The sequence below is a fragment of the Dyadobacter flavalbus genome (genome assembly GCF_006149045.1).
GTDB lineage: Bacteria > Bacteroidota > Bacteroidia > Cytophagales > Spirosomataceae > Dyadobacter > Dyadobacter flavalbus.
Window position 1 is genome coordinate 22,100 of sequence record NZ_VBSN01000032.1, and the last position, 15,724, is coordinate 37,823.

The 15,724-nt window shown below is 43.1% G+C and carries 10 protein-coding genes; 5 read left to right on the plus strand and 5 right to left on the minus strand.

Features of this window, described 5'->3' with window-relative positions; translation table 11 throughout:
• Window positions 1–29: 29 nt before the first annotated feature.
• The 4 genes from FEM33_RS10745 to FEM33_RS10760 form a co-directional block, all read right to left on the minus strand.
• On the minus strand, window positions 30–1,643 hold the full coding sequence (locus tag FEM33_RS10745; protein ID WP_138279456.1) for a RagB/SusD family nutrient uptake outer membrane protein: 1,614 nt from the start codon (window positions 1,641–1,643) through the stop codon (window positions 30–32).
• Between the two features lie 19 nt (window positions 1,644–1,662).
• Entirely contained in the window at window positions 1,663–5,235 is a 3,573-nt protein-coding gene (locus tag FEM33_RS10750) for a TonB-dependent receptor (RefSeq protein WP_138279455.1), read from the minus strand.
• A gap of 171 nt (window positions 5,236–5,406) precedes the next feature.
• Window positions 5,407–6,648, minus strand: a complete 1,242-nt coding sequence (locus FEM33_RS10755; protein WP_138279454.1) for a FecR family protein — start codon at window positions 6,646–6,648, stop codon at window positions 5,407–5,409.
• A 95-nt stretch (window positions 6,649–6,743) separates the two neighbouring features.
• Window positions 6,744–7,349: an RNA polymerase sigma factor gene (locus tag FEM33_RS10760; protein ID WP_138279453.1), complete on the minus strand. Its 606-nt coding sequence runs from the start codon at window positions 7,347–7,349 to the stop codon at window positions 6,744–6,746.
• A 1,042-nt stretch (window positions 7,350–8,391) separates the two neighbouring features.
• Here FEM33_RS10760 and FEM33_RS10765 point away from each other — a divergent pair.
• The 3 genes from FEM33_RS10765 to FEM33_RS10775 all read left to right on the plus strand — a co-directional run bounded on the left by FEM33_RS10765 (window position 8,392) and on the right by FEM33_RS10775 (window position 10,925).
• Entirely contained in the window at window positions 8,392–9,297 is a 906-nt protein-coding gene (locus FEM33_RS10765; protein WP_229209031.1) for a sensor histidine kinase, read from the plus strand.
• Window positions 9,294–10,049 (plus strand): LytR/AlgR family response regulator transcription factor, encoded by a 756-nt coding sequence (locus FEM33_RS10770; protein WP_138279407.1) that lies wholly within the window; start codon window positions 9,294–9,296, stop codon window positions 10,047–10,049. Before FEM33_RS10765 ends, FEM33_RS10770 begins: the two co-directional genes overlap by 4 nt.
• 126 nt (window positions 10,050–10,175) lie before the next feature.
• The gene (locus FEM33_RS10775; protein WP_138279406.1) at window positions 10,176–10,925 is read left to right on the plus strand and encodes a hypothetical protein; all 750 of its coding nucleotides are present in this window, start codon (window positions 10,176–10,178) and stop codon (window positions 10,923–10,925) included.
• 856 nt (window positions 10,926–11,781) lie between these two features.
• On the opposite strand, the gene FEM33_RS10780 is transcribed toward FEM33_RS10775, so the two are convergent.
• The gene (locus FEM33_RS10780; RefSeq protein WP_138279405.1) at window positions 11,782–13,215 is read right to left on the minus strand and encodes an AAA family ATPase; all 1,434 of its coding nucleotides are present in this window, start codon (window positions 13,213–13,215) and stop codon (window positions 11,782–11,784) included.
• 767 nt (window positions 13,216–13,982) lie between these two features.
• Here FEM33_RS10780 and FEM33_RS10785 point away from each other — a divergent pair.
• Together FEM33_RS10785 and FEM33_RS10790 are read left to right on the plus strand one after the other, a co-directional pair.
• Window positions 13,983–14,645, plus strand: coding sequence for a recombinase family protein (locus FEM33_RS10785; RefSeq protein WP_138279404.1), 663 nt, complete (start codon window positions 13,983–13,985; stop codon window positions 14,643–14,645).
• Window positions 14,646–14,744: 99 nt separating this feature from the next.
• Window positions 14,745–14,999 (plus strand): hypothetical protein, encoded by a 255-nt coding sequence (locus tag FEM33_RS10790; RefSeq protein WP_138279403.1) that lies wholly within the window; start codon window positions 14,745–14,747, stop codon window positions 14,997–14,999.
• Window positions 15,000–15,724: the final 725 nt, after the last annotated feature.

Sequence of the window (15,724 nt, forward strand, 5' to 3'; positions counted from 1 at the left end):
AGAAAGCCATCCATGATAGGAGAAAGATCTTAATCATAACCTGGATTGTTACCGGCCGCAGCCATAAGTGGATTGGTATTCATTTCTCGCTGCGGAATAGGGAATATCAAATGCCTGGATACCTGAAACTCAAAGTTTGCTTCATTGTAATTGTAGCCAAAGTCGCGGGCTGTCCAGGTCGATAGATCTATGAAGCCAGCTGCATGCCAACTCCGCAAGTCTGTCCACCGGATACCTTCTTCGGCAGCAAGTTCAATAAATCGTTCATTCATAATGTGCTGCATGGTTATCGCCGTGCGGTTGGCTGGCGCGGTCGACACTTTACCATCTTCCGTGGAGCGCCGTGCGCGGGCGCGGATGTCATTTACCTGCACCAGGGCCGCAGCTGCGTTGCCAGTCTGCAAGTAAGCCTCCGCGGCCAAAAGCTTGATATCAGCATAGCGGATCAGGCGGGTGTTGTTGGTCGAGGATATACCCCAAATCTTCTCAAACCAGCATCGACCGGGATACACATACTTCATCAACTGATAACCATCGAACTTATCCCAGGCAGGCGCCTTTACCTCTGTATTGCCCGTGACATTCGTAGTAAAGTTCGCGAAAGTGTATTCTTTTCTCGGGTCACCGTTGTCATACGCGTTCATTAATTTTTTTGTAGGACCGTATATGCCCGAAACGTAGTTGCCCCAGTGGCTTGTGCTGTAATGGTACATAGCCCCCATCTGACCGGCCCCGCCGCCAAAATTATTATCAAGCCATGCATTGTCCTGGTCAGTCGCATGGCTTGCCTGAAGTTCGAAGAGCGACTCGGCATTGTTTTCATGTTTGTAATCAAAGTTTTCCGCAAAATGCACCAGCTGCCGGGTTGTGATTTTTTTGAAAGCGGCAATCGCTTTTTGGTAGTCGCCCGCATTGGCCTTGTTGTACCTCGCGCGTAGCGTGTAGCATTTCACCAGGAGCCCGTACGCACTTTCATTAAAGACCCTGCCACGCTCCGTTTCTATTTTCCAGTATGATGCGTCGGGCAGCAACGTAGCGGCCAGTTCCAGATCTTCGATCGCTTTGTCAAGCATTTGAAACTCCTGGGTAGGAGGAAGTATCGCGTCCGCAATGCTACGGATACGCGTATCCTGAAGCGGCGCTTTCCTGAAAAAATCCCACAAACGATGGAAAGCCCATGCACGCAGAAAAAGTACCTCTCCTTTGTTGATCTCGTTTAAGCCAGACGTACGATAAACGGCCTTCACAGATTCCTCTTCAAGTTTTTCCAGCATAAAATTACAGCGGTAAATGATTTGGTAAAGCCGCGTCCAGAGCATGTTCACTTCTCCGTTTGCGCTGTTTAACCCGGCAAATGCTTCCATTGCCCCGCGACCGGCATCCTGGTGTGTAATGTCATCTCCGGGCAGCAGTAGGATCTGGTGAGAGCCGCCGCCATCGTTAAGCAGGGGACCGTACAGATTGTAAAATCCGGCATAGCAGGCACCAACACCTTCCTGCACACGAAGTTCAGATTCGAAATACTCGCTTTCCAATTCGGCCGTAGGCTTGATGTCCAACTGATCGGCGCATGAGCTCAGCAGCAGGAGCAATAGCGCTGCTACGATCGGGGTAGGGTTATAATGTTTATATCGTGTCATCATGATATGAATCTGTTAAGATTTAAAACTTTGCCGTCAATCCGACAAAAAAAGTACGCGGCACCGGGTAGTTGTTGTTTTCAGGATCCAGTCCCGTGTAGGGTGTCAACGTGAAAAGATTCGATGCTCCGGCATAAATCCGGGCAGTCTGGAAGTGTTTTTTCCCAGCACCGGAAGCCAATGAAGGGATTGTATAGCCCAGCTGCAAATTCTGAAGCCGCAGATAAGCCGCGCTTTCAAAGAAAAAATTGGAGCTGCGAAGGTTTTGCACAGGATCACCAAAGACCAGCCGCGGATGTGTTGTAGACCGGTTCTCAGGCGTCCATGCATTGTACACCTCACGCGTCACGTTATCCCCTTCAGTAGCCATAAAAGTCCCGGCTTTGATGCCATTATATTTAACTACATCACCAACGCCGGTAAACTGTACGTTAAAGTCAAAACCCTTATAACTGGCGTTTCCATTGATGCCATAGAAGAATCCGGGAATCGATTTGCCTACATATACCATATCATAAGAATCGATCCGTCCGTCGGCGCCTTCCGAATAAAACTCATTTTCGTTTTTGGGAGCACCCCTGAGGTCCTGAAAATAAAAATCCCCTGCGCCCACGCGTGATCGTTGATAGTTGACGTCCTCATAACGCGAGAGCCACTGCTGTGCTTCCTCGTCGCTCTGGAAAACCCCACCTATTTTGTATGCGCGGTGGTAAAACATTGAGTAGCCCTGCTCGACAGTCCCTGCGGAAGTTGGAATTCCCTTGTAAGTTTCTAATACGCGGTTGGCTGTCGTAGTTAGGTTAGCACCTACGCCATAGCGGAAATCGCCCAGTTGCTGCTGCCAGTTCAGATTAAATTCAAAACCCAGGTTCTGCACTTTGGCCACATTGGCTACGGGCGTTTCAATCACACCCACGCTTGAAGGAAGGTCAATAGCCTGCAAGATCCCATGGGTTTTCTTATAGTAGTATTCCGCAGAAAATTCCAGCCCTTTAAATAGTTGCGCATCAAAACCGATGTTGAATGTTTCTGTCCGTTCCCAGGTAAGGTCGCGGTTTGGAATACCGAAGATCGTTGCCCCCTCGTAGAACACACCGGAGGAGGGACGATCAGGCTGGCTGCTGTTGCCCATTGCATAATGAGGATTACGGGAAATAGCCGACAGATAAGCCATATCGCGCACCTCCTGATTACCCAGCTGTCCCCAGCCTGCTCGCAGTTTCAAGTCAGAAAGCCAGGAAACAGATTCTAAAAAAGATTCACTTTTTAGTCGCCAAGCTGCCGAAACGGAAGGGAACGTCCCCCATCGGTTCTCAGGCGCAAAACGGGCGCTACCATCCCGACGTACTGTCGCATCGAGATAATATTTTGATGCGTAATTGTAACTTGCGCGAAACAGGTAACCCTGCAATGCCCAACGCATCTGCTCGCTTCCTACGGAAGTATAAGCGCGTTCTCCCCCCAGTACCCGCAGGTAATCCTTTTTGGTGGTCATGTACTCAGTGCTGGCAAGCTTGTACATCGCATCGTATTTCTGATCAGAGAAATTGAAAAGCAAATCCAGGTTATGGTCGCCGAAGGAATTGGCATAGTTGACCATCAGCTCCTTCATCAGGTTATTGTTGATCACATCACGCTCCTGGTAGGAGCCCACCGACTTCCCTCCTCCCCTGGCCCGAGGATCTCCGGCGGTATAATCGAACACATTGGCGTCATAATCCGAAAACTGGTAGCGCGTGGTAACATACCGGTCCAGGCTCAGGGTACCCTTTACGGTCAGGTGTTTCACTGGCGTCAGCTCCACGTACAGGTTACCGATATTGCGCCAGGAGTCGTAAGAAACGTCATTTGAATTCATCCGGCCTACCTCATTGATACGGGTTCCCTGCCCATACAATTTCTGGTTCGAATAGGACCCGTTATCCTGGATTCCACCCACCACATTTGCATATCCATTGTAGCTGGGAATGCCTGGTGCTGCGTAAATGGGCTGCCAGGGAGCGCTCCGGATCACGTCGAAATAGCTATAAACGCCATCACGTCCTGAAGCATTGACAAGGCGGTAATTGACGCCCGTTTTCAGCCAGTCTTTGATCTTCGAGTTTAACTTAAAAGAGCCGGAGTAACGTTTCAGCTGATTGACCAGAATGGTACCTTGTGTGTTAGCATAGCCTACCGAAACGTTATAGTCTGTATTTTCATTGCCGCCAGAAACCCGCACCGAATAATCCTGAACTGCTGCGTTTTTATTCCGAACGGCATCCTGCCAGTTGTAGGTCGGCGAATTACCGAGGTACCTGTTGCTACCCGGATCAAAGCGGCCAATATTGTCTTCCATTGGCAGGCGGTCCGGGTCCGTCGCAAAGACGCCCTGGACGAAAGATGTATATTCAGGCGTTGTAAGCAAGTCAAGATCCTGGGTCAGGTTTTGCACCCCTAGTCTGGTGCTGAAATCCACTGACATGGCTCCTTTTCGGCCCGTTTTGGTAGTGATCAGTACCACGCCGTTTGCAGCGCGCACCCCATATATAGCTGCGGCAGACGCATCTTTCAATACTGAAATGGATTCAATGTCGTTGGGATTGATCATCGACATAATATTTATTGGCCCGCGCACATCAGCGATCCGGGCATTTTCGCTTTCAATACCAGCACCCATTTCGGTCACCGGAATACCATCGATCACAAAAAGCGGATCAGAAACGCCCCAGGTGTTTGTCCCGCGGATACGGATTGTTGGACGCATCATGGGGTCACCGGAATTACCTGATACCTGAACGCCGCTCATGGTACCTTGCATGGCCATCTCAGGTGTCATCGAAACTGATTTGTCAATGGTTTCAGCACTAATGCGCGATATCGCGGTGGTAACGTCCTTTGCGGACCGGGATCCATACCCGATCACAACCACTTCGCTCAGCTCGCTTGTAGCGGCGGCCATCGTCACGTCAATAATGCTCGCTGCACCTATTTCCTTCTCCTGAGGCGAATACCCGACCATTGTAAATGCCAGCACAGTTGCCCCGTCCGGTACGGCCAGAGTGTATTTCCCGTTTACATCCGTTGCAGCGCCCACCGGGGTTCCCTTTACGAGCACAGTTACACCAGGCAAAGCGCCGCCGTCCGCATCGGTCACGGTACCGGAAATACTCCGCTCTTTGGGTGCGACGGGCTGTGTTTCTACCGGCGGGTCCGCTGTTTGCCGGCGAAGCAATTCCGTCTTGGGACTTACCAGGATTGTTTTGTCCTCGATTTTGTATGTAAAGGGCTGGTTTGAAAAAATCCTGGAAAGAAATTGCTCCAAGGGCATATCCTTTGCGGTTACCGTAACCGCCGCGCCTTTTAAAAGCTCCTTGTAATTATAGAGCACCACATAGCCGCTTTGCTGCTCAATAGATCGAAAAACGTCAATAATCGAAGCACCTTTCGTATTTAACGTGATGCTTTGTGAGTAGCTGTGCGCGTGCAACTTCAGGCAAGCGAGCAATAAAATACCAAATACCTTCATCATCATAAAGGTGCGCCAGGATATAGTTGTACGGGTGAATAAGCGGCCCCACAGGCCATAGCTTTCCAGCCTTCGTTTTTTATTCATAACTTTGAAAAACTAAGGTTTACATTTTGTGAATAGTACCATGTTCGCGATGGGGACCAGCGGTATATGGCAGGGCAAGTGGTTTCGACACTTCCCTGCTTTTTTTACCTTCTCTGGTCAGGGATCAAGGAGACGTTTTGTTCATCATGATGCTGTCGTTTAAGTTGATAATCAATGGTTTGTATCCTTCGGAATATTTAATATAAGTGTGCGGTCGCGCTGAATTTCAGCTTTGATGTTAAAATCCTTTTCCAGGAATTCAAGAAATGTCGATAACCGGACGCCCCTGCTCATTTTACCTCCCAGGTATGCGGTAGGTCTGGGTCCTTGGTAAGTCACTCTGACATCATACCATCTTTCAATCTGCTTCATCGCTTCGTCGATATTCAGGCCATGGAAATCGAAAAGGCCGTTTTTCCAGGCAACAGCAGTCGTTGGATCAACTATAAGAACAGCGACTGTACGACCGTTGTCGCCGATAATGCTTTGTTGGCTTGGCCGCAGTACCTGTTCGTTTTTTGAAACGACGCCGTCTGCCTTGGCATTGACGCGCACTGACCCGGTCAGCAATGTCGTCTTGCTAAGGTTTTCATTTGAATAGGCATTGATATTAAAGGACGTGCCCAGAACCGTTACGCGCTGCTTTTCGGTATTGACGATAAATGGTTTGGCCGCATCTTTGGCAACTTCAAAGTACGCCTCTCCATGAAGGGTAACTTCACGCTTGCCACCATTGAATGCGCCGGGGTAAGTGATCGAGCTCGATGCATTCAGCCAAACCCGGCTTCCATCAGGCAAAGAGAGCTGATATTGTCCGCCATTTGGCGTAGCAAGGGTAAAATGCTGGATATCGGGCGAGTACGTTTTGCCGTCTGCTGCTGAATCGATGACTTCCGTACCGTCTAGGTAGCGGATATGTTTACCGATTACAATGCCCTGCTGCCTGTCGCTCAGATCAACCTTGCGGCCGTCCGCCAGTGTAAGCGTGGCACGATTACCGCCTGCCACGATCTGGTTGGTAGTGACTTCAGCCGCAATCTCTTTTTGAGGCACATCCCGGTGACGGAATTTGGCGCCCACCCACATTAATAAAAGAAAGCTTGCCGCGGCAGCGGCAACTTTCCACCAGATCCAGCGAACAACAGGTTTCGATTCACCAGTTGGTTCGGCAGATTCCTGTGAGGATTCGCGGACCTTCGACAAGATCTGAGGATATAATTGTTCTACACGATTATCAATAAAATCGGCATTCAGCGTGTGCGCATCGTCGCGCATTGCCTGGCGGACAACCTCTTCGAACTCCGCATCATCCAGCGTGGAAAATATGGCAAGCAGTTTGTCTAATTCCTCCCGATTTGCCCGGTTGAAAAGGTAAGCTTCCAGCAGTTGTTGTATCTCTTCTCGATTGACCAAATCAGAATATGTTTTCTCTGTTTATGGGCCTATACGATCCGGTTTTAAAAACACACTATCGAATAAAGACAATTTTTATTAAAAAGAATACAAGATTAATTATTCTCAAACACGGACATAAACAGAACAACCGCAGAAGAATGATTACCTGCCGATCGATTGACGTAGGATTTGATCTCTTTAATGGCTTTGACAAGTTGATTGCTTACCGTCGAAACCGAGATGCCCATCAGATCGGCCACTTCACGATAGCTTTTATCTTCCAGTTTACAGAGAATTAAAACTTGTCTGCGTTTGGGAGATAGTTGATCGATTGCGTCTGCAACAAGTTGGTAATCGTCTTTGGTGTTAAACAGCTCATCCTCTTGAACGTAAGAGCCGATGTCACTGGCCCAAAGCTCCTGCTGAAGATTTTTATCGCGGCTGATTTTCCGAAAAGCGTCAATTGCCCGATTATCGGCCATTCTATACAGATAGGTCCGAAAGCCGCGTGCTGGTTCGATGCGCCTGCGGTGCTCCCAGAGTTTAAGAAATACGTCCTGCAGGATTTCCTCTGTAATTGCAACGTCTTTTAACAGGCGAAGCAGCCGTCGATAGAGTGCTGGCGCACATAATTGGTAGATAGCAGCGAATGCGGCCTCATCTCCTTCCCTCAAACCGTGTAGCAAATCTGCATCTACTTCGGGCAGTGAACCTGTCATAATTATAACTTTTTCTCAAAATTATATATTTTTTGTTCTATGCCAGCTTTTTCCCAAGGAGAAGTATGCAGCTTTTCCGTAGAAGAAAAGTATGCAATATGCAAATCTCAGCAACACTTTTGATTATTAAAGGGTTAAAAATCTACCACTTCTGAAAGATCACTCAAAGGAACTTGCCATTCACAAGCAATTACCATGCTTTTAACTACGTAAATATTGAAGCAATAAATCTGTGACGGCCTTGTGATCGTTTCTGTACAATTTTTTAACCTAACCCCTATATTTCGGTACGAAATTGGTATTCATTTTTAGCTTTACTCATCGATGCTTACTCAAACAAAATAATGGGCTGGTCACTAAAACCAAACAATTTTGTAAACGGTCCAGTGATGCACCTAAAATAACTTTGGGCCTGTGACCAACAAGAGGGAAAGAACAATTTCCACCACTCAGATTGCGGAATACAGTATTCCTTCATGGGTATGCTACTGAATTGAGTAGCCAGGTCAAACACCGGCCCATTTCATGCCGCTAATGTCCAGCAACGTTTGAAACTTTACATAATTAAAGTTATCAAAACAAAATAGCTGAATGGGGTATCTATTAACTTCTTTTATAAATACTTACCAAATAATATTTTGTTGTATAACACATGTAATGTCAAATAATACGTACAGTGGATTATGTTAAGCTAGTTATTTAAGACCAAAAATACCACGGTAAGGTAGTCCAAGCTGTCAACCTATTGTAATAGATTTCTATCATTCAAAAAAATACGGAGTGATCAATACTGTTGTAATCATTCTCTTGCACTGCAGCAATTAAAGTCTTACTTTGGTGTAAAGCTTTCATTGCAAATATGCATCCTTATTTTTTTGGTCAGAAGTGGTTACTGGGCTTCGCGCTGGCGATTGTATACATCCCGTTGAGAACTTTTATTAATGTCCGGATGGATTTCTGGGCCACGATTCTGCACAAACTTCCATTATTTTCGGTTGAAATTCTAATTAGTACTGTGTTTTATACTAGCTGGATTTACCTAATGGACTGGTTTCTTAAAAATCTTCCGGTGCTGACCGGCAGCAAGCGTCCTGCAAATTTCAATTTATTGCATCAACTCATCGCGCTGGTTCCGGCCATTTTGCTAGCACTGGTTTTTAATCTTATGCTCATTTATACATGGGGGTTTATGGATTCCAATTGGATTTTTCGTTCAAAATTCAACCATTACGGTACGATGTCGATGGATGCAAAAATCACGCGTTATCATTCCAATCAGGCTCTAACAATTCTGGCATTAATAGCAGGCTATTATCTCTGCGTCAGCAGCCAGGCCCAAGAAAAATTGCAGAAAATGCTGGTGGATTCCGAAAAGCTGGCTACCGAAAACATGAGCGCGCGTTTCCTGGCATTGAAAAACCAGATCAGTCCGCATTTTCTGTTTAATAATCTCAGTGTGCTTGCCTCGCTGGTGGAATCTCGTTCTGAGAAGTCGAGCGAATTCATCCAGCAACTCTCGCTGGCCTATCGGTACATTCTGGAACAAGCGGAACTTGGGCAGATCAGTTTGAAAGAAGAATTGAATTTTCTTGAAACTTATATTTATTTACTTCGCATTCGTTTTCAGGAAAAGATACAATTGGATGTTCAGGTATCTCAAGTCGATCAGAACCGGTATAGCATTATTCCACTCACTTTGCAGCCACTTATTGAGAATGCAGTCAAGCATAATACCATGTCCGTTGCAAATCCGCTATGCATCAACATTACCATTGAAAATACGATCCTAATTGTTCGCAATCCGTTGCAAGTTAGAATTTTTAAAGAACAGACAACCGGCCTTGGATTAAGTAATTTGGTCAGCCGTTACAAATTGTTGCAGAATAAAGACGTTGTAATTAAGCGGACTGAAACTGATTTTATCGTCAAAATTCCCTTGTTGTCATGAATGTGCTGATTGTAGAAGATGAATATCTCAGCGCGGAACGGCTACGTAAAATGATAGAGGATATCGATGCGTCTATACATGTACTGGCTGTAATCCCGTCAGTTTTTGACACAATAGCTTATCTTCAAAATAAATCAAATACAAGCCCTGACCTCATTTTTCTGGACATTCACCTCGAAGATGACAATGGTTTCAGAATCGTGGAAAGTCTGAATTTGACTATTCCTGTCATCTTCACGACCGCATTTGACGAGTATGCGTTAAAAGCGTTCAAAACCAACAGTATAGACTATCTTTTGAAGCCAATTAGCCCGCTCGAATTGCAAGCTTCGCTGATCAAATTTAAAAGACTGAACGCTACACCGCCTCCTGTTAGTGCGGCCAATACTGCGGACGCACCAGTTCCGGAAAAATATAAAGATCGGTTCCTGTGCACGGCTGGTTCACGAATATTTACTTTTACAAGCCCTGAAATCGCGTACTTCGTAATTGAAGAAAAGGCCACCTTTCTGCGGCTCTTCGACGGCCGGCACTTTGCGGTGGAATACAGCCTGGACAAGCTATCTCAGCTCATGGACCCAGTGCGATTTTTCCGGATCAACCGCTCGCTGATGGTTTCCATCAATGCCATTCGTAACATCCATACTATATCGGCCGGAAAGCTTAAAATCGACCTTGATCCGGCATTAGCTCAGGAAGCCTATGTTAGCCCGGACCGTGTTTCTGCATTCAAAAACTGGCTGGGGAAATAGAATTTCTCTGGATTTAAGGTGTGAAAACGGGTATTCTGCAACGTAATCTTGTCATTCGGCAATTGTCTTTTTAAAAATAGACTTTAAGTTACAAAATTGGGTTATCGCATTAACCTGAATTGTAAAATGTCATCGATTAAATTTACTGCCCGCAAACAATTTCATCTGCTCCTGTGCAAAACGCGGAATTGGGAGGACAGCTACGAATTCGCTTCTCATTACCGCCTTGTATTTGTGGCTTGTGGAGACGGTCAGTTTATATTGAACAACCAGCTGCATAGTTACTGTAAGGGTGGCGTTATCCTACTCAAACCAGATGAAATGCTAGTTTTTCAAGAGGATATGGCTACTGAAGTGCTAGTGATCGCATTCGATTCTCTAGTCTGTGCGGACAGAGAACAAAAGCATGTTGCTGAATTTGTGGAAACCTACAAACAAGTGGAAAATATTTTTAGAAATCTGTGTGTCCGGCAGGGAAAGCTGGTTAGTAATGAGCGTGATGCGGACACGATCCGCTATTTGGTGGAACAAATCACATTTGAGCTGACGCAACAGCAAGCCTCGTTTCTCAAACTGATCAAAGGCAGTATTTCACTGATTGTAAATATTTTAGTAAGAAACAACTTTGATTTCCACAAAGTCGAAGAGCCCGAAGGTCAGCAAAAACTGTCCGAAGCGTTGGTTGAGCATCTTAAACACGAACTGGAAAACAGAAAGACGATCCGTGTTACGGAGTTGCTGATGAAGTTTAATATTTCAGAAGAAACAGCTAACTTATATATGCTCAATAAAACCGGTATGTCTTTGCGGAATTTTATTTTCAAATTTAAAACAGACCTTTTCAAAAGCCGGGCATTGAAATTTGACGTTTCCTAAGATAGCCGCCATTTTCCGTACTCTTGGGCGCATGCACAATAATTTCAATTCATCATTAGTGGATTTTACTGACTAACCTGGGCTAATTAGTCAGTTGGAGCAAACACGGTATTAGGCTAAAATACCCTCTGATCTCCCGCCTGTAAGTGTCCCAAATTTTCAGACAATTTAGGAATATAGCACATGACCTATTTTATTTAATTGCTACTTCTATGCAGTTTTGTATATGGTTTACAACTTGGCTATTTAAGGATTGAAGCTTTTGACACAAAGTTTTAATTGTAGTAAGCAAGAAGGATGGAAAATGATTTATCCAGTAAATGTAATAGGTATGAATTCATTACAAACAGTTAATCTATTTAACATAATGATAGTTATAAAACAAATTTAAAATATGGTTATTTTAAGTAAAGATTGTTTTCAAATAGATAATTGTTGTATTTTATTGATATGAATCTATTACGAAGATATTAGTAATAAAAGCGGTAGTGCCAGGCTGCAATTTCATCTAAAGCCTGCTGATCACCCGCTTTGAAGCAATGCCAAAACTCCTGAAGAGCCTGGTTGGAATAATTAGTTGTGGATGGACGTTCCAATCAAAAGAAGTAAAATTGTTTATTGTATTTATATAGATATTTTCCGGTCTGTTTGTACGAAAACATGTATCCTTAAATCAAGGAAATAAAAATATACTTAGCTTGAATGCTGGATGAATTTTAAATGTAATTACTGTTTACTATTTTATTATTTATAGGACTAAGACTTAATGCTGGAATGTTATTGTTCAAGATTAGCCAGTACATTCTTCCAGAATAACATAAAGCACCATTTTGGAGTATCCTGTTAAAGGCTTTGATTAATTGAAAAGGACGTCCATGGTTAGTTCTTTTTGAACCAGTCCTGGATAGTTCAAGCTATTTTTTACCCCATAGGTTGTCATCATTGTCAAAAAAAGGGTTTTTCTGGTTTTTGTCTGCTGCTGAAACACGGTAAGTTTACTTTCCAGCTCTGTTGCGTATGCCTTACCAATCTCAAATGGATATTCAGAGAACTTCATCTCACAAATATTGATGCATGCGTCATTCCGATCAATAAGTAGGTCAATCTGAGCTCCTTTTTCTGTCTTTTCTTTTGGTTGGTGACGCCAGACTGATACTTCCGTATATACGTCAGCGATTCCAATGCCCTTTTTAATCTGGGAAATATGCTTCATGCATATACTTTCAAAGGCATTTCCACTCCAGCTTTTCCATGAGTTGCCGGGTGTAAATCTTAGCCAGGTTCCCGGTCCAGTGGCTTTACTTCCTTCTATAAACTTTAAATAAAACAAAGAATATTCATCTGTGAGCTTGAAAAGGGCATCTTTGATGGTTTTACCAAATGGAATGTATGTGCTAATAAAGCCGGATTCCGTTAGCTCACTCAGCAGTTGGGTAGCATAGCCTCCGGATGTCAGGTTACATGCATCAATGAGTTCATTGCGGCTCATGCCTTTGCCTTTTTTTGCTAATGCACGTACAATATCTATATGGTTTTGGGCACTATCAAAGAGGGAATGATATAGATTTCTGAATTCATCAAATAACAAGCCGTCTTTGGTAAAACATAGCCTGTCTATGATCTGGGCAGCACTTTCACCCGGTTCAATCTCTTTAAGATATTGTGGTATGCCGCCCATTGCCATATATATTTGTAACAACTGGTATTTGTCTAACCTGACTTTGCGTTGCCGTAGGTATTCTGATGTTTCTCCGATGGTAAAGGGAAGGAGCCGTATTCGTCTGGTTACCCGGTTGTGCAATCCTCCCCTATTATTAATGACCTTCTTGATCATCCAGGATGCAGCTGATCCGCAAATAATAAGAATAAGGTTTTTCTTCTGTGAGGCCCAGCTATTCCAAAAGTTCTCAAATGCTGGCAGAAAGCCCGAGCGAGGAGTATCAATCCATGGGAATTCGTCAAAGAACACAATTGTTCTGTCTTTGTTTAATAATGGATCCAGTAGTTGTTTAAGCATTTCAAAAGCTTTTAACCAGCTTTCCGGTTTAGCAATTGGTAATCCGCCAGCCGCATTGGTTAGTGCCATGCTGAAGTTTTCCAGTTGCTGGCTTAAGGTTGCATGGTGAATTCCGGAAAACTCAAAGGAAATTCTTTTAGTGAAACCGTTTCTTACTAGAAACGTTTTTCCCACCCGCCTCCGGCCAAATATTGCAACCAGCTCCGCTTCTCCTGATTTTTCAATTTTATTTAAAAGTAGCTTTTCTTCAACTCGCCCGGTGACTAGTTCCATTTGCTTTGTTTTTTTATTACAAAGCTATAAAGAGATTAACAATTTGGCGTATTATAAAAAATTATATTACGCCAAATGTATATATTATTAAACTATTTTGGCGGAATATAATCATTCTATTTTGGACTTAAAGGGTAGGCTTCCTTTCTTAGTACAGTAATTAATTGGATTTTATATAATTGATGATCTATTCACACGAAACTGAACAGTTGAAAATAAAAAAATGGATTGTTTGTTGGAGACCTCTACTGATCAAAACGCAAAGGTAAGTAACCCTCCACTCAGTTCAGAAATCCTTACCATATACTTTGAATTCTTCTAGTAGATGCTGAACTGAATACTTGCAATGTGAATGATTTCGGTTGTCGGTAATACTACATGTAAGATTTTGTAACGCAAGTAGCGGGGCAAGATCCGTAGTTTAAAAAGTATTCTTCTGCCTAAGTACAAATCTTACTCATCCAAAAAAGGAATCAGGTAATTAATAAATAGAAGTTGATAAAGTAGCTCCCCTATCACAAGCAAAGTTTAAATTAATAGAAAATCAATAAGAAGCCTTTATGGATACAAAAGTTACAAGTCAAATTTTCTTACTTAATATAAGGTTAACAAAAATTAATATATAAGAAAATTATATATTATGAATATAGTATAATTTCAATTTAGATATAACAATATTGATTTGATTCTATTTTATGGCATTTAATAAACGAGCGTTTTTTATATGCCATAAAACTTTACATTTGATAAATTAGTATTAGAATCGCATGAATTACGTCTGCTATTACAGAGTCTCTACTAAAGGACAGGGTAAATCCGGACTAGGGTTAGGAGATCAAATGTCTATCGTCAATCGCTACCTTCGGGAAGGTGACAAAATAATTCTGGAATTTACGGAAATTGAATCTGGCAAAAAAAGTGATCGTCCCAAACTTCAGGATGCCATTCTGGCCTGTCAGAAAAATCAGGCAAAATTGTTAATTGCCAAACTGGACCGCCTCAGCAGGAACGTTGCTTTCGTAATGACACTTCGAGATACGGGCGTCAACTTTGTCGCCTGCGATCTGCCGGATGCTAATACCTTATCCGTTGGAATGATGGTGACCTTTGCACAGTATGAAGCCGAGCGTACATCCGAACGAACCAAAGCCGCACTGTCCCAAAAGAAATTACAAGGATTTAAACTTGGCAAGCCGGAGAACTTAACCTTAGAGGCTATACGTACAGGGCAGCAGATACGGACACAAAATGCTTTAACGAATAAGGCCAATGTGCAGGCTACAGAACTCGCCGTATTATATAGGAGTAAAAATATGACTTATGCCCAGATTGCAGAGAAGCTCAATGAAACCCATTACCTGACGCGCAGGCACAAGCAATTTGATGGAAAGGCTATATACAGGTTAATTAAAAGGTGTGAAATATCCTAAAATGGAATTAAACCATTTGCCTGTTTTAATTAATAAAAATTTTTAGGAACATATTTTACATAATCCAAAGTCAGCTATGATTTTTAAGTAGATTAATCAATGGATACATACATTATTGAAGGTGATTGGGCGGAAATTCATGACTATGTCACAAAATTTCCAAAGCAGACTATATTTTGTATTGCTAAAACACCAGACCAAAAGGTCTATTTACGATCTCCCAGTGAGTTTGTGATCAGTGCAGTGCTGCATAGATTTGCAGTTATGAAAACAGAGGATTTACCTGAATTCTTGGAAAGCAGCAGCACTTTCGGGCACCTCCCATTGTTTTTTCCTAAGGCTGACCATTGTTAATATGACTTATACCAACAAAGCTAGAGACATCATAGCTGAATAAGATTAGTCGAATTGTTAAGTACCACTACATGTCCGTGCCAAAAAGATAAGTAAACTTTCAGCCAAGTCGAAAATCCTCACCTCATCCCCTTAAATTTCTTCCAATAGCTACTTTAAACCTGAATAATTTTAATATAAACGATTCTGGTTAAAAAGTACCCCTTTATTTTTTCTCATAAAACGTTTTGATTGTTGCTAGAAAAGCATGATCCAGATTACGAGGTTATATATACTTTCATTGGGGATTAACAATGCTAACTTTTATAGGTATTTAAAACTGTTTGAAACACATTCGGATAATGAACTCAATTAATAGAAATTGAAGAAAAAGTAGATCCAACATGAGCTTCCAGAGAAGTGCAGCATTGAGTCAAAAAATGTGGTCTTATACAGGCTGTATTTTAGCACCCAAATAAATGTCAGTAAGGCAGACATTTATCCCCTCCTACTTACCCAGTAAATGTCGTAAATGCTAATGTTTACTAGATATATCCGGGCACTCATTGCAAGCTAGTTCCTTCACAATGGAATATCGCTTTGTCTCATTTGATACTTGGGATTAGACCTTTGATGAATTATCAATATTGAACCCTAAGAAGCGAAAAGTGCAATGCTATACAACCAGTTGGTTGATATTTCCTTTATCCCCTCCTACCCTATGTTGAACATCTTGAAATTGTATG